The sequence below is a fragment of the Paenibacillus sp. YN15 genome (assembly GCF_003285005.1).
GTDB lineage: Bacteria > Bacillota > Bacilli > Paenibacillales > NBRC-103111 > Paenibacillus_AR.
On record NZ_QMFA01000004.1, the window covers coordinates 311,351 to 331,832 of the forward strand.

The window sequence follows — 20,482 nt, forward strand, 5'->3', positions numbered from 1 at the left end:
CCGGGAATGGGAACAGACGCGCCGGGGAAGGCCAACGCGTCTATTGCCGGGTCATTTGTTACTTGGCCATGCTGCCCTGAAGGGCGGCGGAATCAAAGCCGGGATTGGCGGCGGCTTTGGTGTCGCCCGCTTCCTTGGCTTTTTTCAGGCCGGCATTGTAGCGGGTGGTCAAATCCTGCAGAATAGCGGTGGCGTCGCCGCCCTCCAGGATATACTTAATGACGGCGTTGCCTGTTTTCACACCCTCCACCTTGGCTTCCGTCGCCGATACCGGGGTGGGGGAATACAAAGCGTCATATTTGGTGGGCAGGAAGCCTGCAATGCCGGGAATGGACGGCTCAGCGGCGGCGCTGTTCACATCGGGCACAATGGAGATGCCGTAGCCCTTCTCGTGGTAATCCTTCTGCACCTCCTGGCTGTACAGGTATTCCATGAACTTCCAGGCCGCTTCCTTGTGCTTGGTATTCTTGTTCATGCCGATGTAATTGCCGGCCAGTACGGACACGGTTCCGGTACGGCTGCCGTCAATAGTGGGAGGCAGCGCGGAGTCCCAGTTGATCTTGGTGGGGAACTGGCTCTGGTACACGCCGGGTTCGCCGGAGTGGTTGAAGTACATGCCGATCTTGCCTGCGGCAAACTGCGCCCGCAAGGGGTCAATATCCAGGGATTCCACGCCGGGCAGCAGGCTGCCGTCCACCTTCATCTGGCGCAGCCCCTCCAGGAGCGGCTTGTATACGCTGAAATCATATTCGCCTGTTTTATAGTTATAGCCGTCGATGGTGGAGGTTCCGGAGAGCGACATAATGGGATTGGCAATCCGGGTGAAGGCGGAGGATGCGCTTTTGAAGTTCCCGGCGAAGCCGTAGGCCCCGATGTCCTTGTTGGCTTCGGTAATTTTCTTGGCGTAATCCACCATCTCGGCGATGGTTTTGGGCGGTTCGGTCAGCCCCGCTTTGGCGAACAGATCCTTATTGTAGATCAGCCTCCACAGCTGTCCGGTGCTGGGCAGGGAATAGGTCTTGCCGTCGAAGGTATTGGCTTCCGCCACCATCAGCTTGCTGAAACGGTCCTTCATCTGGCTGCTCATCAGTTCATCCAGGGGCATCAGATAGCCTTTTTTGACAAAGCTGACAAAATCGGTGGTGCGGAACACATCGGGGGCCTGGTTGCTGGCGAAGGCAATATCCACGGACTGGGTAAAGTTGTCCGCCATCACCGTCATTTCCACTTCAATATCCGGGTTATTCTTGTTGAAGGTCTCGATCACTTGCTTGATGTAGTCGGCGTCATGGCGGTCGATGGTCCAGTAGGTGATTTTGGTTTTCTCCCCGCCTGCGGCAGAAGCGGACGGGCTGTTCTGGGCCTGGGAGCCGTCAGAGCCTCCGCCCCCGCAAGCCGCAAGGGATGCGGCCAGAGACAAGCTCAGCAAAGTGCCTGCAACTTTCATTTTCATGTCTGTAACCCTCCTAGTATGAAATTATTATATGAATAACATTCGGCGAGCCGCAAGGCTTGCTTCCTGGTGGCTCCGGTCAGCCCTTGACGGCTCCGGCCGTCACTTGCATAAAGGATTTGCTGGCGAAAAGATAGACAATCAGGACGGGCAAAAAGGCAATGCACGCGCCTGCCATCATCAGCTGGTTCTCCGCCGCGGCGCCGATGCCGTAGCGCAGATTGGCCAGGCCGACAGTCAGCGTCTGAAGCTTGGGGTTGGTCATGGTGAAGACCAGGGGCAGAATATATTCGTTCCAGGCGCCCCGGAAGGTGAACAGCGCCGTTACCGCCAGCGCCGGGCGCAGGAGCGGCAGCACAATCCGGAAAAAAACCGAATAGAAGTTGCAGCCGTCGATATAAGCCGCCTCATCCAGATCCCTGGGAATGGCCCGGAAGAAGCCGATGAGCATAAAGAAGATAGAGGCGTGGGCGCTGATGAGAATCAGAATGACGCCCCATAGGGATTTGTTCAGGCCAATGGCCACCATCAGGTCAAACTGCGGCCGCAGCACAACGGCGCCGATGGAGATGAACATGGTGCTGGCCTGAAGCGTGACATAGATTTGCTTGCCGGGGAAGCGGTTGCGGTCCACCGCGTAGGCAGCCATTGCCGTAACCAGCAGAGTGCCCACGGTGACGGCGATGCTGACATAGAAGCTGTTCCACATGAACCGGCCGAAATTGGCCTGCTTCCAGGCGGTGGCATAGTTGGAGAATTGCCAGCTGGAAGGGAAGAAGGTGGCTCCCGAGGTCAATTCCGCGTTGGTCTTGAAGGAGCCGAGAATGGCCATGGCTACCGGCAGCAGGGTAAACAGGGCGATGATCACAAGAAACACCCACATGATGCTTTTGCCGCCGCGGGCGCCGATCCTTAAGCCCTGCCGGCGTTCTTTTGTTGACATAACGCATCGTCCTCCTATTCCTGGCTCAGCCTGTTGGACATATAGAAGTACAGGCCGGTGATGATGCCTACAATAATGGCGGTGACGAAGCCCACAGCGCTTCCGTATCCCAGCTGCTGCACCGTGGTGGAGGTGGTGGATACGGGGAAAAACAGCTTGTACACGTACAGGTACATCACCTCTGTTTTGCCGAAGGGGCCGCCCTCGGTCATAACCATGATGCTTTCATAACCCTTCAGCGCCGTGATAATGGCCAGCATAATAATCATTTGCAGCACGCGGCCCAGCATGGGAATGGTGATGTACCAGAACTTCTGCACCGCGTTGGCTCCGTCCAGGGAGGCGCTTTCATAAATATCCTCCGGTATTCCCTGCAGCCCGGCGATAAACAATAGCATATAGTTGCCGATGGCGCCCCATACGGCGGTAATGATCACCGTCAGCATGGCATATTTGGGGCCCAGCCAATCCAGCGGGGACAGCCCGAACCTGACAAGAAGCTGGTTCAGCATCCCGTTGAAGGAATTGAAGAGGGAGAAGAATACAATGGCCATGACCGAGGAGCTGATAATCGTGGGCATAAAGTAGACCGCCCGCAGAAAGCTCCTGCCCTTAAGCCCCCGGTTCAGGATCACCGCCAGGATCAGGGAAATGGGCAGGGTGACGATGATTTTGCCCCCGGCATAGATGAAGGTGTTGTACACCGCATGCCAGTATTCCTGGTCCCGGAAGAGCCGGGCGAAATTGTCCAGCCCGATATACTTGGGAACGCCGTAGCCCTGGTAATCAAAAAACATATACCGCAGCGCCCAGGCAATCGGATAGATGCCCAGCACAAGAGTCAGAAACAGACTGGGAAAAATAAACACGTACGAGTTAAAAAGCTGAAGCCTTGTTTTCATGGGGCCCTGTCTCCTTCCTTCCGTTCGTCGTACCTTGAGTATAAAGCAAGATGCGGCGCAGGCAGGAAGGGCAAAGCAACTGTTGCGCATACGACAATCCAACTATTCTTCCAATAACGGCGGACAACAAAAACCCGGCTTGCGCCGGGCTCCTTTATAGCGGATGCTTTCGATGCTGGCTTTTCTTCCGAAAAGCCCTTAGCTTATGCTTACGATGTGGGCTTTTCTCACGAAAAGCCCTTAGCGGATGCTTTCGATGCTGGCTTTTCTTCCGAAAAGCCCTTAGGAGTTTATGATTTCACATGTTTTTGCATCTGCGAGATGGCCGATTTTTCCAGCCGCGAGACCTGAGCCTGTGAGATGCCGATCTCATCCGCAACCTCCATCTGTGTTTTTCCTTCAAAGAAACGCATGGACAGGATCATTTTTTCCCGGTCGTTCAGCTTGCGCATTCCTTCACGGAGCGCAATGCCTTCGATCCAGGAAATGTCCTTGTTCTTGTCGTCGCTGATCTGATCCATCACATAGATGGGGTCGCCGCCGTCATGGTAGATGGGCTCAAACAGGGATACCGGGTCCTGAATCGCATCCAGTGCAAACACCACATCCTCTTTGGGAACATTCAGCGCCTCGGATATTTCGTAAATCGTCGGCTCCCGGGAATTCTGGTTGGTCAGGCTGTCGCGCACCTGCAGCGCCTTATAGGCAATATCCCGCAGGGACCGGGAAACGCGAATGGGATTGTTGTCCCGGAGATACCGGCGGATTTCACCGATGATCATGGGCACGGCATAGGTGGAAAATTTAACGTTTTGGCTCAGGTCAAAATTATCGATGGCCTTCATCAGACCGATGCAGCCTACCTGGAACAGGTCATCCACAAACTCTCCCCTGTTGTTGAAGCGCTGAATCACGGACAGGACCAGCCTGAGGTTGCCGTTGACCAGCTTTTCTCTGGCCAAGCGGTTGTTTTTCTCCTGCAGCTCGACGAATAATTCCCGCATTTCCGCGTTGGTAAGGACGGGCAGCTTGGATGTATCAACGCCGCATATCTCGACTTTATTTCGGGTCATCGTGATTACCTCCCAAGGAGAAACATTACTGTTCATTATCTCCTGGGATGGGTTTTTTATGCGTATGGAGACTTACACCATATAACGGGCTTCCTTGCCCGCCTCGTCGATATAGTCAATCACCGTCTTATTGGTTTTCAAATCGATGAACAAGGTGCAGACCTGCTGTTCCTTGCGCCATTGAAGCCGGATTTCATCCTCAGCGGAGTCAAGCACGCGGAACTCGCCGTCGAAGGCTGCATACTCGTTGCGGAAGCGGATCAGCTGCAGGAGCCGCCGCACAACCGGCTTCTCCAAGGACTGGCCGATTTCCTCCATGCTGAAGTTATGGCGGTTGATCTCCCGGCCTTCTCCCGTCCGCTTCACGCCTTCCTCATCATTTTCCCCGGCAAGGAGCCCCACATAATAAACCTGCGGGATGCCCGGCGCGAAGAATTGGATAGCCCGGGCTGCCAAATAGGCATCGTCCTCGCTGTTCAGCACGGAATAATAGGAGCAGCGGATCTGGTGGACATCGAAGCCGTCCTCCCCTTTATGCCCCTCGGACAAAATCAGACTCAGATTGGCGCCGCGCTCCAGACAGGTGTCCACCACCCGGCGGGCTTCCTTGGTATCGATCAGACCGTCCAGGTCCGGCTTCACCGGAATGCCGTCATGACAGTCCAGCATGGTGAACTGCTTGGCCGGCCGGTTCCGCAAATAGGCAAGCAGGTCCGCTGAAGACTTGTTCAGCAGCGTGTCCAGAATCCGGTACGGAAGGATAAAGTCATAAATCCACAAACCATGGTCCGCCAGCTTGTACTGGATGCTGTAGTGGGAATGAACCTCCGGAAGCAGCTCAATATCCAGGGACTGGGCCAGCTCCTTAATCCAATCCAGGAATTGATAAATATCCGGCTCCACGAAGAAGCAGCTGGTGCCCAGCTTCTTGATGACATACCCCACCGCATCCAGCCGGACAATCCTCACATTGTTTTTCTTGAAATTGTAAAAAAACTCCGCAAGCAGCGCCTTCACCGCTTCGGAATGCACATCAAGGTCAATTTGCTCGGACGGGTCCGTTTTGCCGAAGGTGGTCCATACCCGCTCCTCCTCGCCCGTCTCTTGAATGGTGAAGGTGGAGTAAGGCAGCGGACGGCGCAGAAACATCTTGCCGATATCGGCCTGCACAGGCTTGCCGTCGGGCCAGAGCTTATCTAGGGTAATAAACAGCTCCGCGTATTTGGATTTGCGCCCCTGCCGCAGGAAATCCTGGAAGTATTCCGACTGTCTGGAGATATGGTTGACCATCAGGTCCACCAGCACGTCGAAGCGTTCCCCGATAGCCCGGATATCCTCCCAGGCTCCAAAGCTTGGTTCGATTTCCAGATAGGTTAGAGGCGCGAACCCCCTGTCTCCTGACGAAGGGAACGGAGGAAGAATATGAACTCCGCCTTTAAATATATCGGCAAAATGGGTTTCCAGCACCTGCCGCAGGGATTGCAGGCTGCCTCCCAAGGAATCGGGATAGGTAATCAGTTGAACTTGATTTTTGAGTCCCATACTAAGCGTTAGCCTCCTTTAATCCGTACATGGCTTGGAGCTCCTCCAGCGGAGGAAGCTCCACAACCGCACCGGTATATTTCAGCTTGTAGGCGCTCACCGCAAATCCGGCGGACAGGGCCTGCCGGATGGGGAGCCCTTTTACCACCGCCGCATAAAAGCCTGACCAGAACGCGTCTCCGGCCCCGGTTGTATCCACCACCTCCGTGGCCAAGGTCGGCATCCGCAGCATCCCGCTGCTGTTGGCAATCAGCGCCCCGTCCTTGCCCAGAGTCAGGATCACCAGTTTGGCTCCAAGAGCCAGAAACTTGGCGATCTGGTTCTCGGGACTGTCCGGCCCGAACAGCCGCTCGGCATCGTCCTCCGACGGTTTGACGATATCGGCCAGGCCGATGATGGGCTTAAGCACAGCCAGCCCGTCCTCGCCCTTCTCCCAGATCATCGGATGATAATTGGGATCGAAGCACACCAGAACGCCCAGCTCCCTGGCTTTTTTGATCACCTGCAGGATGGTGCGGCGGGCCGGCATACGCGAGACAGGCCAGCAGGAAAAGTGGACAATCTTGGATTCGGACAGGATTTTTTCCAGCGCCCCTGTATACTCCAGGTGGTAATCCGCTTCCCGGTAAAAAATCGGAACGGGGGTGGCGGCGCTTTTGTTGACCACCACCATGCTGGTGGCATAATCCACCTGCTGGATGCAGCGGGTGTCGATGCCGGCCCGCTCCAATTGGGCGATGAGGAAATCTCCCAGCCGGTCGCGGCCCACTGCGGAGGAGACAAAAGGACGGATGCCCAGCTTTTTGACATTCATGGCGATATTGGAGGGAGAGCCTCCAAAGTAGGAATGGTAGCCCTGATTCCCCAAGCCGCCCGGATCATACTCATCGGAGATCATATCAATCAGAAGTTCGCCTACGGTTAGAATATCGTTGGTTCGGTCAGGAAAAACAATACATTCATCCAGTTTCATTGTGACGGGCCTCCCGGGTCATTCCGCATGTAATAGGTACACTCTTGCTTCGTGGGGACGCAGCAGAATCCGCCGGAGCCGCTTCAGGCCATGCTCCTCATAATTGGACAGCAGCAGCCGGGCTTGTTTTATTTCAAGTCCCGGAGGAAGCCTGAGCATCGCCTCTTCCGGGAACATATTCACAATAACCAGAAGTGTTTCTTGGGCAAGGGTTCGGGTGTATGCGTAGATTTGCTTGTGCCGCGGAAGAATCAGATCATACCTTCCGTATACGGCAACCGGATGTGCTTTCCTCAGCCGGATCAGACTTTGGTAATAGCTGAAAACCGAATTAGGGTCTCCCGCCTGCGCCTTGACATTGATCCGCCCGTAGTTGGGATTCACCTTCAGCCAGGGTGCGCCCTTCGTAAATCCGGCCTGGGGACTGTCATCCCACTGCATGGGAGTCCGGGAATTATCCCGTCCGTTTTGCCAGATCGGCTCCATAATCGCTTCATGGGGCTTTCCCTTGGCAAGCTCAAGAGCGTACATGTTTTTGGCCGATACGTCGTTATAGTCTTCAATTCCCGGGAAGCGCACATTGGTCATGCCGATTTCCTGCCCCTGGTAAATAAGAGACATAAGGAAGCCCGCGGGGATTGGGCAAATCGGGAAACCCGGCCACCTTCTTGATGTGGCTGATGGCGTCAACCCGGAAGCCGTCGATGCCTTTGTCCAGCCACCAATTGATCATGCTGTACAGCTCCCGCCGCACCGTGGGATTTTCCCAGTTCAGGTCGGGCTGCTTCCGCGAGAAAATGTGCATGTAATATTGCTTCGAGGCTTCGTCATATTCCCAGGCTGAGCCGCTGAAGATGCTTTCCCAGTTGTTGGGCTCCGCGCCGTTTTTGCCGTCGCTCCAGATATAATATTCCCGTTTCGGATTATTTGCAGACAACCGGGATTCCATAAACCAGGGATGCTCATCCGAGGTATGGTTGATGACCAAATCAAGGATCAGCTTCATGCCCCGCCGGTGGACCTGCCGAAGCAGCTCGTCAAAGTCCGCCATGGTGCCGAATTCATCCATAATATCGTGATAGTCGGAAATATCGTAGCCGTTGTCGTCGTTGGGCGATTTGTACATGGGGCAGATCCAGATGACATCAATGCCCAATTCCTTCAGATAATCCAGCCGGGCTAAAACTCCCTGCAAATCTCCGATGCCGTCCCCGTTGGAATCCAAAAAGCTTCTTGGATAGATTTGGTACGCCACTGCCTCTTTCCACCAGGTTTTGTTCAAAGCAGGCAACCTCCACTGTTGTTTTTTCTGCTCTATTATTTGACCGCGCCTTGCATAACTCCCTTGATGATGTACCGCTGACCGAAAATATAGGCGGCCAAAATCGGCAGAATCGTCAGCAGGATAGAGGGAATAAGCAGCTCCCAGTTGTTCATATAGGTGCCGTTGAATACCTTCATTTTCACCGGCATGGTGAAATCATCGGGTTGGCTCAGAATCAGAGACGGAAGCAGATAGTCGTTCCAGATCCACAGCACGTTCAGAATGGCGATGGTCATGGATGTAGGCGCCAGGATCGGCAGGACAATCCGGAAGAAGGTTTGTCTCCGGGTGCAGCCATCGATGAGGGAGGCTTCCTCCAGCTCAAGGGGAATGGATTTGATAAAACCGTGATAAATAAAAACGGACAAGGCGCTGCCGAATCCGATATACAACGCAATCAGCAGGGTTGTAGGGGCTGCTTCAATCCACTTCAGCTTGGCGCCGTAAATGTACATCAACGGGATCATGATGGATTGGAATGGAATGATCATGGACGCCACCAGCATGGCGAACAGCGTTTTGTTGAAGCGGGAGGCATGCCGAACAATATAATAGGCCGCCATGGCGGAGCTGACCAGAATCAGAACCACGCTTACGCCTGTAATGAGGAAGGTGTTTTTGAAGGAAACCCAGAAGTTCATCTTCTCGATCACCTCGGAGAAATGCCCGAACTTGATGCTTGTGGGCAGGGAAAAGGGACTTTCCAGAATTTCGCCGTTGCTCTTGAAGGAGTTCACGATAACCAGAAAAAAAGGAAAGGTAAAGGCGATCAGCGCGATGCCCAAAAAGAGATATGTGACCAAAGAGGTTGTCAGTTTGCGGATAGCCATTATGCTTCAACCTCCTTCTTCTTGCTGAAATAAACCTGCAAGCCTGTTACGACGGTCACAACGGCGAACAGCAGAATGGCTTCCGCTTGGCCCACCCCGTAATTGGTCTCCATAAACGCCTTCTGCACCACATGCATGGATACCATCATGGTGCTGTTGAAGGGGCCGCCTTCCGTCAGGGAGAAGTTCAGGTCATACACCATAAACGCACCCTTCAGAGTGAGGAAAATGGTCACCACAAAGGAGGGAACCATCAGCGGCAGGATCATCCTGGTCAGACGCTGCCAGGTATTGGCCCCGTCGATGGTGGCGGCCTCCAGTACGTCCTTCGGCACATTGATCAGACCGGCGATGAAGATAATCATCATATAACCGGCGTTTTGCCAGATGGTCACCACCACCAACGCCCAAAACGCCATCGCCTTGTCGCCCAGCCAGCCCAAGGCCAGCATCTCGATATTCAGCTTCTGCCCGATATTCGGCAGAGACTGGATGAAGATGAACTTCCAGATGTAGCCCAGCACCAGGCCGCCGATGAGATTGGGCGTAAAGATGGCGGTCCGGAAAAAGTTCTGCCCTTTAACCCCAGATGTGACCAAATAGGCCAAGGCAAAGCCGATCAGATTCACAAAAACGATGGTGGCTGCAACGTACTTGATGGTCAGCCACATGGAGGACCAAAACTTGGTGTCGCGGAACGCGGCCGCGTAATTGTCCAGTCCGGCGAATTCCAGCGGGCTGACGGGAGAGGTCATATTCATCAGGGTTAAATAAAACCCGTAGACAAAAGGGATCAACAGAGCCAGAGCAAAACCCGCTATGGTAGGCCCGGTAAAAAACAGCTGGTTGCCAAGGCGTTTAACCGCACTTTTCTCTCGTATCATATTGGATTGTCACTTCCTTAGAAGAAGATAGGCCGAACGGGCGGAGGATGGCTCCGCCCGTCGGTCCGCCGCGGCTGCAGCTTATTTTTTATTGGCGTAGTAGGTTTTGATGGCTTTGGCCAAATCGGCCCGGGTTTCTTCCTTCACCAGAAGCTTTTGCACATCAGGCCCGATAATCTTGAACCAATCATCGGCTACCACGTAATTGGTGGTGAACGGCATGGTTTTACCGGCGGCAATGGCATCGGCGATGGCCACCCCAAGCGGGTTGTTCACACGGTTCGAGTTGTTCTTGAAGGCGGAGATGATTTGGGATTTGTTGACCAGGAAATCTTGGCCGGCTTTTTCATACACAAGCCAGTTCAAAAACTTCTTGGCGGCTTCCTGTTGGGCCGGTGTGGCTTCCTTGTTGATGGCCAGAATTTGGGTCGGTCCGGCTACAATCTTGTTATTCAGCGGGTTGCTTGCATTGTTGTCTACCGGCACCGGAATGAAGCCGAAGGAATCGCCTGCTACCGCTTTCAAGGAGTCAAAAGCCCAGTTGCCGTTAAACAGCATAGCCGCTTCGCCTTTGCCTACGGACAGGTGGGCATCGTCATACACCTTATCCAGGGGGCGTTTGGCATATTTGTTATAATCCTTGGACACAAGCAGCTCCAGGGTATCGTAATAGCCGTTCCAGACAGCATTGCCGGTCAGATCAAATTTGCCTTCCTTCAGTTGGTTGACAATTTCATTGGGGTCTGCCGCTTGGTTCAGGAACTGGGTGCTGTAATGATTGCTCACGGACCATCCTTCCGTCTGGTAAGCCACCGGGGTGCTGACGCCGGATGCCTTGATTTTGTCCAGCAGCTCCTTCAGCTTGTCGCGGGTATTGATGGAGAACGGGTCAAAGGTGCCGCCTACCGCTTTTTCGACTACCTTCTTGTTGTACACAAGACCAAAACCCTCAATGGCGAAGGGGAAGCCTATCACTTGGCCGGCCGCGTTTTTGATGCTGTCCTTGGTTTCTTCATTCCACTTTTCCTTGGACAGGTCAATGCCCCAATCCTTGTATTTGTAGTTGACGGCAGAGGGCTCCAGCATGGCGATGGTGACCTTTTTGCCGGAGGCGGTCAGCTTGTCAAGCACGCCCAGGGTATCTCCGACAGCCCCGGAATAAGCTTCTACGGTGATGTTGGGGTTGGCGGCGGTAAAATCCTTGGCGGCCTGCTCCCATTGGGAAGCGATTTCACCCTTGCCGTTTGTGATGATGATGGTGACTTTTTCGTCTTTGGCGGCAGCTTGGGAAGCAGCGGAAGAGCTTGCTCCTTGGGAAGCTGAAGGACTGGAAGCGTTGTCTTTTCCGTTGGACGAACCGCATCCGGCGACAGTTACAACAAGTGCTGCAGACAAAACAAAAACCGCTGTTTTCTTCAAATTGAACCCCTCCAAAATGATTATTTGCTGCAAAAGTCCATCTGTATGTCAAACCTTTAACACATCTTCATTGTACACAGGGAAATGCAGTATGTCAAAGGTTTGACATACGTTTTTTTTGCACTCACGCCTTAAATTTTTTACGAAAATACATGACTAACGCATTTTCATTCGGGGGCTCCCCCGAAAGTACCCGGAATTGGCTTCGAGGCATCTCGTCACTTTTGGGGGATTGGTTTTGTCCGGCTTTCCACGTAGACATCCCCTGTGATTTTTGGTATAAAAGAGTATTGGCCCTGTGTTCATTCAAGAGGGAAAGAAGGGAAGCAAGCGAATGCCCACAATACATGACGTTGCCTTACGGGCGGGAGTGTCCGTCACAACGGTCTCCCGGGTGATCAACAACCGGGGTTATCTCAGTGAGGAAACCCGCCGCAAAGTGTTCGCCGCCATGGATGAGCTGCATTACCAGCCCAACGAGATTGCCCGCTCCTTGCTGAAAAAGCAATCCAACCTGATCGGGCTGATCATTCCGACGGTTTCCAACCCGTTCTTCGGCCAGATGGCGGCTTCCATTGAAGCCTGCGCTTATGAAAACGGCATGAAGCTGCTCTTGTGCAACTCCTTAATGGACCCTGCCAAGGAGAAGGAATATATCGGAATGATGAGGAAAAACCGGGTGGACGGCATCATTATGGGCAGCCACACCCTTGAGGTTGACGAATATCTGAACCTGAACCATCCCTTGGTCACCTTCGACCGCAAGATCGGGGGGGATGTACCCTATATTGCCTCCGATAACTATGCAGGCGGACAGACGGCGGCCCAGCTGCTGCTGGATAAAGGCTGCAGGAAGATCGCCCATATCTGCGGCAATCTGGCCCTGAACATGCTGTCCAACCGGCGGACAGACGGTTTTCTTGATACGGTGAAGCAGCATTCTGCCGAACATGTGATGGCGGAGCTGGACATCAATGTATTCGATTATCCGCAGTATGAAAAACGGATTCGCGCCCTGTTCCGGGAGCATCCCGATATTGACGGGGTGTTCGCCACCAGCGATATAATCGCCTCCTTCGTGGTCAAAATCGCCCAATCCTTAGGATTATCCGTTCCCGACCGGCTTAAGGTCGTGGGTTATGACGATATCCTGATGGCCTCCTGGTTCTCCCCCTCCTTGAGCACAATCCGCCAGCCCATTGAGGAAATGGGCAATCTGGCCGTTGATTTGATCCGCCGGCTGATGGCCGGGGAGAGCATTCAGCGGGACAACTTGTTCCCCGTTGAGCTGATTGAGAGGGAATCCACCGGCTAAAGGCGCTGGTCCCAATACATAAAGACCGCCCTGCAGCCAGCCTTCTTGGCCTGGCGCAGGGCGGTCTTCTTTACATTTTGGGGGCGGTGCCTTTGCCCGTGGAGGCTAGAGCATTCGCGCCAGCTTGCGGAAGGCGCGGGGGGATATCCCCTCATGGGCGGAAAAAATTCTGCTGAAATAATGCAAATCCGGATAACCCACCGCTTCTCCGACCTGCTCCACGGACCAGTCCGTCTCCCCCAGAAGCCGCCTCGCTTCCCGCAGCCGGACGGTCCGCACATACTCTCCCGGCGGCATGCCGGTCACTTGCCGGAACAGCTTGGACATATGGTCTTCATGGACGTTCAGCTTCGCCGCGATGGCCGTATTGCTCCAATGCCCCGCAGGATGAAGCTCGATCTCCCCCATGATGCTCCGAATCCGCTCCCCGTGAACCGTTGCCTCCGCCCTCTGCCCGGCAAGCCGGGCGCGGACCAGCGAGGCCAGAATATTCATCATCAGCCCCTTGCACACCAGCTCATACCCCGGCGAACGCATGGTGAACTCCTGCACCAGCTGCTCCATCCATTGCACGCAATCGGAGGATGGAGTATGCACAGGCTCCCGGGACAGCGGCATGCAGCCTTCGGCCACGGCCTCCGCGGCGAATTTGCCGGGCTGCGCCCCCCTCTCCTCATCCACGACCATATCTTCCTCCTGCAAAATCCGCAATTCATCGAAAAAATCAAAATGGATGCCCATCAGCCTGGCCGGCTCTCCGGCGACAATCCGGTTCTGATGGAAAACCCCCGACGGCAGCACAATCAGCTGCCCCGCTGTGATTCGGTGCACTGCACCGCTCATATCCGTCTCCATCTCCCCGTTGCCCACGTAGAGCAGCTCAAAGTCATACAGCCTGCGCACCGGGAAGCTGCAGGGCCGCAGCTCCTGATGCTTGGCATAATGAATGCCCGGGGACCATTCCCGGAAGGCGGATTCCCGCAAAGCGGGCCGCAGCTCCTCCTCCAAAACAGCCGCCTCCCTCCTCAGCATTTTGCAGGAATAATCTAACTTTTATCATCATCCGCTAAAGAAATGACCCTGCTTTTTTCTTATAATATAAGCATAATACGCATGAATTTCAACATTTTAATTATCCCGGAAAAATACACAAAAGGATGTGGCGTGATGAAAAAGGGCATCAATATCTGGTCGTTCCCGGAAGGTTCTCCCTTGCAGGATTGCCTGGCCATCGCCAAGGACGCCGGGTTTGACGGCATTGAACTGTCGCTGAATGAAGCAGGCGATCTGGGCTTGTCCACCTCGGCAAAGGAAGCGCGGAAGGTGCGGGAGCAGGTGCTTGACACCGGGCTTGAGATTGCCGGACTGGCCACCGGGCTTTACTGGAGCTACTCCATGACCAGCGATTCCGCCGACGAACGGAGCAAAGCCATGGATGTTTGCCGCAAGCAGTTGGAGCTGGCCGCCGCTTTGGGCACGGATACCATTCTGGTCATTCCCGGCGCAGTCGGGGTGGACTTTATCCCCGGGCATCCCGTTGTGGACTATGAGCGGGCCTATGAGCGGGCATTGGGGGCCATTTCCTCCCTGGCCCAGGACGCCCGGGCCGCCGGCGTCTCCATCGGCATCGAGAATGTATGGAACAAATTCCTGCTGTCCCCGCTGGAGCTGCGCAGCTTCCTGGATGCTGTAGGCTCGCCCTTCGTAGGCGCTTATCTGGATATCGGCAATGTGGTGCATGCGGGTTATCCGGAGCAGTGGGTGAGAATTCTGGACCACCGGATCAAGCGGGTGCATCTGAAGGATTACCGCCGCCAGGCCGGAGGCCTGCATGGCTTTGTCGATTTGCTGGCGGGGGACACGGATTATCCGGCCGTTATGGCCGCCCTGCGGAAAACGGGCTACGACGGCTATGTCACCGCCGAGATGATTCCGGCCTACACCCACCATCCGGAGCAAATCATCTATAATACCTTGTCATCCATGAACGCCATATTGGCGCAATAATAATCCCGGGAGGAATATCATCATGCTGAGGGTTGGTCTGGTTGGTTTCGGTTTTATGGGAAGAATGCACTTTGACAATTACACGCGGTTGATGGAAGAGGGTTATCCCGTCAAGCTTGCGGCCATATGCGATCTGCGGATTGAGGAATTGAAGGAGGGAAAGGCCGGGGGCAATATGAGCACCAGCCGGGAGGTGTACGATATCTCCTCCTATCCCCTTTATGACCATATTGAGAAGATGGTGGAGAAGGAGCAGCTGGATATCATCGATCTGGCCGTTCCCACCTATCTTCATGCGGATATGGCCTGCGCCATGCTGGAGAGGGGCTATCATGTCCTGTGTGAAAAGCCCATGGCCCGCACCCATGCGGATGCCAAGCGGATGGCGGCCACAGCCCAGTCCAGCGGCAAGCGGCTCATGATCGGCCATTGCCTCCGCTTCTGGCCTGCATACGAATACCTGAAGAACTGTGTGGAGCAGGAGACCTTCGGAAAAGCGGCAGAGGGCTATTTTTACAGAGGCTCGGGCCTGCCCCAGCCCTGGTTTCTGAAGGAGGAGCTGAGCGGCGGCTGTCTCCTGGACATGCACATTCATGACGCGGATATGATCCAGTACCTGTTCGGCCCCCCTGCCAAGGTATCCACACTGGGCAAAAATACCATGGAAGGCACCGGCTTCGACATCGTATCCACCCATTATGCCTATCCGGACGGCAAGGTCATCAATGCCCAGGCCGATTGGACCCTGGGAGGCGACTTCGGCTTCTATATGGGATACCGGGTAAACTTCGAGAGAGGATGCCTGGTCTTCAATGGCCAATCCGTTACCGTCTACCCCCATGACCGACCGGGCTTTACAGCGGAGCTGGCCCAGGATGACGGGTACTACCGGGAAATCCGCCATTTCCTTGATGCGGTCGCCGCGAACAAACCCATCGAGGCCTGCCGGCCGGAAAGCACCTTGCAGTCGTTGGCCGTTATTGAAGCCGAGCACGCATCCGCTGTTCAAGAGGGAGCTTGGGTAAGACTGGAATAAAGGAAGGATGACCATGAAAACCTACGGTGTGGCCGTAATTGGCTGCGGATATATGGGCAAAGCCCATCTGGAGGCTCTTTCCCGGCATGAAAGGACGCAGGTGACGGCTGTGGTGGATGCCAACGCCGCTGTAGCCCGGGAAACCGCCCGGCAATTTGGAATCCCGCGCTGGCATACCGATTACCGCGTTTTTGCCGGCGACAGGGATGTGGATGCCGTTGTCATTGCCACCTATCCTTCTACCCATCTGGAGATCACGAAGGAATACCTGGCCCATGGCAAGCATGTGCTGTGCGAAAAGCCGGTGGCGGCCAATCCTGCGGACACACAGGCCTTCTTCCGCCTTTGCCGGCGGGCCAAGGCCAAGGTGATGGTCGGCCATATCCTCCGGCACAATGAAACCTATCGGCAAGCCATGCAGATGATTCATAGCGGAAAAATCGGTTTCCCTCTGGTTATGCGCATGTCGCAGGTGAAGCAATCCCAGCACTGGGCAGGGCACCTGGCTTTGCTTCAGGACGCCTCTCCCATAGTGGATTGCGGCGTTCATTACTTCGACCTGATGCGCTGGGCCACCGGATCGGAGCTGGAGAGCGTCAGCGGAATCGGCCAGCGGCTGGATGGGGATGTTCCCGCCCACACGTACAATTACGGGCTGGCCGCCGTTGCCATGGCCGACGGCTCCGCAGGATATTTTGAAGCCGGCTGGGGACAGACCCTTAAGACCGATTTCCGGAAGGAGTTTACCGGGCCCAAGGGCAGAATCGAAATCATTTACCAGTGCTTCCGTCCCTTATCCCAGCAATCCCTGGGAAACGCCATCCGCTTTTATGATTTCGCCTCCGGCGAAATGACGGAGACGAATATCCCTTACGAGGGAAAATCGACCCTTTCCCAAATCAGCCATTTTGTGCGGGTGATGGATGGGAAGGCGGAGCCGGTTCCCTCCCTGGAGGATGTCTGCTCCGCCATGCACATGGCCTTGATGGCCGACCAGGCAATCCGGGAGAAGCGTGTGTTGACGAACCCGGATGCACGCTGCGGTCAAGACATCCCTCTCCCTCACTGCATTTCCTAGGCGCCTGTGCGGCGAAAGGAAAAAGAGTGAATATTCAACATGCGCGGCTGAAGCAGAGCCGCGCATGTTGCTTTCCTTGGCTTGTTTTATAATCCATGGGACTGACTCCATTGTATTTTTTGAAGACCTTGGAGAAATAGGTGCGGTCTGAATATCCCAGCTTCGCTGCTAACATTTCCACAGTTATGCTTTTGTCCCTCAGCATTTCAATGGCTATTTTCATTTTGAATTGATGCACATAATCCGTAAAATTGATGCCTGTCATCTTTTTGAAGTGCCTGGAGAAATAGCTGGGATTCAAATACAGATGCTGGGCAATGGAAACCATCGATATATTCTCCGACAGATGCTCCATGATGTACCGATCGATGTGATGGATTTTTTGTCTGTCTCCAGCCAATACCCCGCCGGCCGAATCGGCAAGCATCATGGAATGGACCCGCACGCGGATGCTTTCCAGCACCTCCCCCAGTCTGACCGAGCCTTCAAGCCCCGCATAAAACACCGTTTGCTCCTTGTCATATCCCCACTCATATTCGACCAGCCGCATTAATTTGGACAACGCCGCAATTACGCTTGCCGGAACGAGCGGTCAGCAGCCACCCCGCGCCCCATCTCCTCTATAATCCGGGACAAGCCCTCCTCGCTCTTCTCTCGGCAAGCCTGGAGGAGCGCCTCCTTATACCGCATATCCTTGGAATCCTGGGCGATATAAAAGACCGGAGGCTCTATATAGGACATGGAGCAGCACACGGCTTCCTCATAAAAGAGGCTCATGTTGAACTGCTTCAGTTCCCCCAGCTCCTTGGCTATCCGGTCAATGCCCCAGAATCCGGAGCCGCTAACAAAGCAGGTTTCCACCGACAAATATTCCAGCGCCTTGACCCGCATATCGGTTGCGAACTGGCGGAAAGCCTCATGCGGGTTAAAGGCCAGATTCCGTTGATAGTTCATGACAAAATACAGATTCGGCCCATCCTCGGCAAACACGGTCAGGTCCTGATGAAGGCTGGCCTGTTCTTTGGCAATATTATACAAGGCATACTGGATCAAGGGTTGATCCTTGCAGCCATAGCGCCTGATGAAGGAGGCGTAATCCAGGTGCAGCATCCCCAGCATAAAGTAGGGCAGACTCCAATCGCTTCCAAGCCTTTGGCCCAAACCCAGCGCCACCTGGGAGCAATCTCCGGAAACAATCTGCTTCCAAAAGGAACGCTTCAGCAAATCGCGGTTTCGGTCAATCTCCTCCCGGTAGTTTGTCTGATCGCTGCCTTTTTGGACCTGTCCCGCCGTCTTTACTGCTTTCTCCTCACTGCGCGCCAGTGCCTCCGCAGTCAGCTCGTCCTTAATCAGATAATCGTCCGCGTTTAATTGGACCGCTTTCCGCGCATAATGGAAATCCTCATGGCAGGTCAGAAAAATGATCCGCACGTCGCCGTCTATGCTTCTAAGATGATTGGCCAGCTCAATCCCGTCCATTTTCGGCATGCCGATGTCCGTAATGACAAGCTGCGGCCGGGTTTCCCGAAACAACTGCAGCGCCTTAACGCCGGACTGTGCGGAAGCCACAATCTTCACGCCATATTGCTCCCAAGGAATCAGCGTGCGCAGATATTTGATCATCGGAACATCATCATCCACCAGCATGGCCCTCATCATGGTCTGCGCCCCTTTCCATCTCAAGAACAATCGAAACGCCGTTGTATTCATTGGAGCAGACATCCATATCCACTCCGCTTCCATAGGTCAGCCTTAGTCTGTTGTAAACATTCAGCAAGCCAATCCGCTGACTGGCCGCGTTGGGCAGAGCTCTGAATTCCAGCAGCTGGCGCCGCAGCTCCAGCCGGCTCTCATCGCTCATGCCTGCCCCATTGTCCTTTATCTCAATGCGGCATCTCCCGCTGTCCTGCGCGGCGATTACCCAGACAGAGGCGGCGTCCGAAGGCTCGGAGAATCCGTGAACAATGGCGTTCTCCACCAGCGGCTGAAGCAACAGGCGAGGCACCTCAAGCTTCTCCGCCTGCTCGTCCAGACAAATATGCAGCTCCAAGGAAATATCATTGCGCATCTTCATGATTTCCACGTAATCCTCCAGCAACTTGCATTCCTGCTTCAGAGACCATCTCTCATTGACTCTCATGCAGGCCCTCAGCATGCTCATAAGTGCGTCGATTTGCCGGCTTTTGACGGTTTGGCCTTCCGCAGCCTGATTGCATTTAATGGAATTGAGGGTATTGAGAAGGAAATGCGGCCGGATTTGCGAAAACAACGCGTCAAGCTCAATGATTCTTTTCTGCTTCTGCTCCTGCTTCACCTCCGCAATCAGCACATCGATCCGGCCCAGCATCCGGTTAAAGGCTCTGCCCAGAACTGCAACCTCATCCTGGCCTTTCACCGGAAAGCGGATCTCCCTGTTGCCGCTTCCGAATTGCTCCGCTGTCTTGCGGAGCTTGTTCAAGGGCATGTGCAAGGTTCGGGCAATGAAGACGGACATCACCAAAAAGGATAAGATGAACACGGACAATAAAAAGGTGTAAAAGCTGAACACGCCTGATATTTCAGCGGTCATCTCCTTGGTCGAAAAGGTATAAATAAGCTTCCAGCCGGCGCTGGAAATGACATTTTGCACCTCCCGGGTACGCTGGCTCTCCAGGGAAACGCCTTTTGGGGCATACTCGTAAATCACTTGTCCTTCCGGGGAATATAACACAAACCGTCCGGCCGCTCCTTTGGAGAAAATATGCTGGAAATATTCATGGGGAATGCCGAGCGGCCGCAGCTTGCCATCCTTCTTCGGGATGTACTGCCGCCGCACCGGCTGAGGTTGATACTTGCCTTCTTTTAACAGTCGCTGGCATTCGTGCAGGAAAAGATGCTCGCCTTGTTTTTCGATATCTGCGAGCGTTTCTCCGTCTACACCTGCCGCTCCCTTATTGGCACGTACTTTTCTCCATGCTTCCCACAAGATATCCATCCGGTATACCTTGTCGTACAGGGCGTGAAACCTGCGCTTCTTGCTTTCCTTGGCCGCATGACCTAGTTTCACTTGGAGTTTTTGAACGTTTTCCGTTGGTGTCGTTAGCCTTTTGGCATTCACTGACTCGTACCTCCTTGCAAAACATGAACAAAGCAGGGTTCCTTCCCTCCCGCAGGTTGTGTTGTCCTGCGTTCTTCGTTAGTATGAACCCCTCGGACTCCCTTCCTGCTGGCGGCTCACTTCACCTTTCAGGCTTATAGAGTGCCTCGTTACGGGCCTGGTAAAAAAAAAATATATATCCCGTGCAGGGGAGGGTCTCCCCCGTTCACTGCATCCTCTTTCCTGCCATGCCGATCCCTCTACGCCGGAGGATTCTTCGCTGCCGCTCCAAGTTCCCAGCAGCTTCCTTGGCCTTCGTCGATGTACACGCGACTCGGCTTCCCCATGTCCCTCTTGCGAGGCCTTTTTGACGACGCGGCAGGATTCACTTTATGTTACGGCCTGGCATGTCGCTCGCCCGGTCTCTGACCGGTACTTTCGTCGATGCGCTTCTACGCACCGATTTCGCCGTACGCAGGCATCCTAGCTACGCGGGGGCTTGGCCCCTCCCGCGACCGGACTTTCACCGGCTAGAAGATGCGTGCCTCGGGGTACGCTATACAAGTCATAACCACCGGCTTAGCCGGTGGCTTCCATCAGCCCTATAAGGGCACGGTACTAGCACGC

At 54.5% G+C, this 20,482-nt stretch carries 17 protein-coding genes and 1 pseudogene; 4 read left to right on the top strand and 14 right to left on the bottom strand.

Annotated features, from left to right (window positions below; all coding sequences use genetic code 11):
- Positions 1-58: 58 nt before the first annotated feature.
- The 10 genes and pseudogenes from DQG13_RS05885 to DQG13_RS05930 all read right to left on the bottom strand — a co-directional run bounded on the left by DQG13_RS05885 (position 59) and on the right by DQG13_RS05930 (position 11,343).
- The gene (locus tag DQG13_RS05885; RefSeq protein WP_113018800.1) at positions 59-1,453 is read right to left on the bottom strand and encodes an ABC transporter substrate-binding protein; all 1,395 of its coding nucleotides are present in this window, start codon (positions 1,451-1,453) and stop codon (positions 59-61) included.
- Between the two features lie 79 nt (positions 1,454-1,532).
- Positions 1,533-2,396, bottom strand: coding sequence for a carbohydrate ABC transporter permease (locus DQG13_RS05890; protein ID WP_113018801.1), 864 nt, complete (start codon positions 2,394-2,396; stop codon positions 1,533-1,535).
- Between the two features lie 14 nt (positions 2,397-2,410).
- Entirely contained in the window at positions 2,411-3,298 is an 888-nt protein-coding gene (locus DQG13_RS05895; protein WP_113018802.1) for a carbohydrate ABC transporter permease, read from the bottom strand.
- Positions 3,299-3,588: 290 nt separating this feature from the next.
- Positions 3,589-4,371, bottom strand: coding sequence for an RNA polymerase sporulation sigma factor SigG (sigG, locus tag DQG13_RS05900; protein ID WP_113018803.1), 783 nt, complete (start codon positions 4,369-4,371; stop codon positions 3,589-3,591).
- A gap of 72 nt (positions 4,372-4,443) precedes the next feature.
- The gene (gene gtfA, locus DQG13_RS05905; protein ID WP_113018804.1) at positions 4,444-5,913 is read right to left on the bottom strand and encodes a sucrose phosphorylase; all 1,470 of its coding nucleotides are present in this window, start codon (positions 5,911-5,913) and stop codon (positions 4,444-4,446) included.
- A gap of 1 nt (position 5,914) precedes the next feature.
- Complete coding sequence (locus DQG13_RS05910) at positions 5,915-6,886, bottom strand: carbohydrate kinase family protein (protein WP_113018805.1); 972 nt, start codon at positions 6,884-6,886, stop codon at positions 5,915-5,917.
- Between the two features lie 18 nt (positions 6,887-6,904).
- Positions 6,905-8,168 (bottom strand): annotated as a pseudogene (locus DQG13_RS05915) (alpha-amylase family glycosyl hydrolase).
- Between the two features lie 35 nt (positions 8,169-8,203).
- Positions 8,204-9,040: a carbohydrate ABC transporter permease gene (locus DQG13_RS05920; RefSeq protein ID WP_113018806.1), complete on the bottom strand. Its 837-nt coding sequence runs from the start codon at positions 9,038-9,040 to the stop codon at positions 8,204-8,206.
- Positions 9,040-9,924 (bottom strand): carbohydrate ABC transporter permease, encoded by an 885-nt coding sequence (locus DQG13_RS05925; RefSeq protein WP_113018807.1) that lies wholly within the window; start codon positions 9,922-9,924, stop codon positions 9,040-9,042. The genes DQG13_RS05920 and DQG13_RS05925 overlap by 1 nt, the downstream gene beginning before the upstream one ends.
- An 81-nt stretch (positions 9,925-10,005) precedes the next feature.
- A complete protein-coding gene (locus DQG13_RS05930) occupies positions 10,006-11,343 on the bottom strand; it encodes an ABC transporter substrate-binding protein (RefSeq protein WP_113018808.1) in 1,338 nt (445 codons plus the stop codon).
- A gap of 334 nt (positions 11,344-11,677) precedes the next feature.
- Here DQG13_RS05930 and DQG13_RS05935 point away from each other — a divergent pair, with 334 nt between their 5' ends.
- Positions 11,678-12,658, top strand: coding sequence for a LacI family DNA-binding transcriptional regulator (locus DQG13_RS05935; RefSeq protein WP_113018809.1), 981 nt, complete (start codon positions 11,678-11,680; stop codon positions 12,656-12,658).
- Between the two features lie 105 nt (positions 12,659-12,763).
- On the opposite strand, the gene DQG13_RS05940 is transcribed toward DQG13_RS05935, so the two are convergent.
- Positions 12,764-13,666: an AraC family transcriptional regulator gene (locus DQG13_RS05940; protein ID WP_258525474.1), complete on the bottom strand. Its 903-nt coding sequence runs from the start codon at positions 13,664-13,666 to the stop codon at positions 12,764-12,766.
- A gap of 159 nt (positions 13,667-13,825) precedes the next feature.
- Between DQG13_RS05940 and DQG13_RS05945 the strand changes: the two genes are divergently transcribed.
- Genes DQG13_RS05945 through DQG13_RS05955 form a run of 3 tightly spaced genes read left to right on the top strand, consistent with a single transcriptional unit; the run spans position 13,826 to position 16,779 of the window.
- Positions 13,826-14,665, top strand: a complete 840-nt coding sequence (locus DQG13_RS05945; protein WP_113018811.1) for a sugar phosphate isomerase/epimerase family protein — start codon at positions 13,826-13,828, stop codon at positions 14,663-14,665.
- A gap of 22 nt (positions 14,666-14,687) precedes the next feature.
- The gene (locus DQG13_RS05950) at positions 14,688-15,701 is read left to right on the top strand and encodes a Gfo/Idh/MocA family protein (RefSeq protein WP_113018812.1); all 1,014 of its coding nucleotides are present in this window, start codon (positions 14,688-14,690) and stop codon (positions 15,699-15,701) included.
- Between the two features lie 13 nt (positions 15,702-15,714).
- A complete protein-coding gene (locus DQG13_RS05955) occupies positions 15,715-16,779 on the top strand; it encodes a Gfo/Idh/MocA family protein (RefSeq protein WP_181592601.1) in 1,065 nt (354 codons plus the stop codon).
- Positions 16,780-16,813: 34 nt separating this feature from the next.
- On the opposite strand, the gene DQG13_RS05960 is transcribed toward DQG13_RS05955, so the two are convergent.
- From DQG13_RS05960 to DQG13_RS05970, 3 genes are read right to left on the bottom strand one after another with little or no spacing between them, the layout of a single operon-like run.
- A complete protein-coding gene (locus DQG13_RS05960) occupies positions 16,814-17,341 on the bottom strand; it encodes a helix-turn-helix domain-containing protein (protein ID WP_258525475.1) in 528 nt (175 codons plus the stop codon).
- A gap of 8 nt (positions 17,342-17,349) precedes the next feature.
- Entirely contained in the window at positions 17,350-18,438 is a 1,089-nt protein-coding gene (locus DQG13_RS05965) for a response regulator (protein ID WP_181592602.1), read from the bottom strand.
- Positions 18,413-19,876, bottom strand: coding sequence for a sensor histidine kinase (locus DQG13_RS05970; RefSeq protein WP_113018816.1), 1,464 nt, complete (start codon positions 19,874-19,876; stop codon positions 18,413-18,415). Before DQG13_RS05970 ends, DQG13_RS05965 begins: the two co-directional genes overlap by 26 nt.
- Positions 19,877-20,482: the final 606 nt, after the last annotated feature.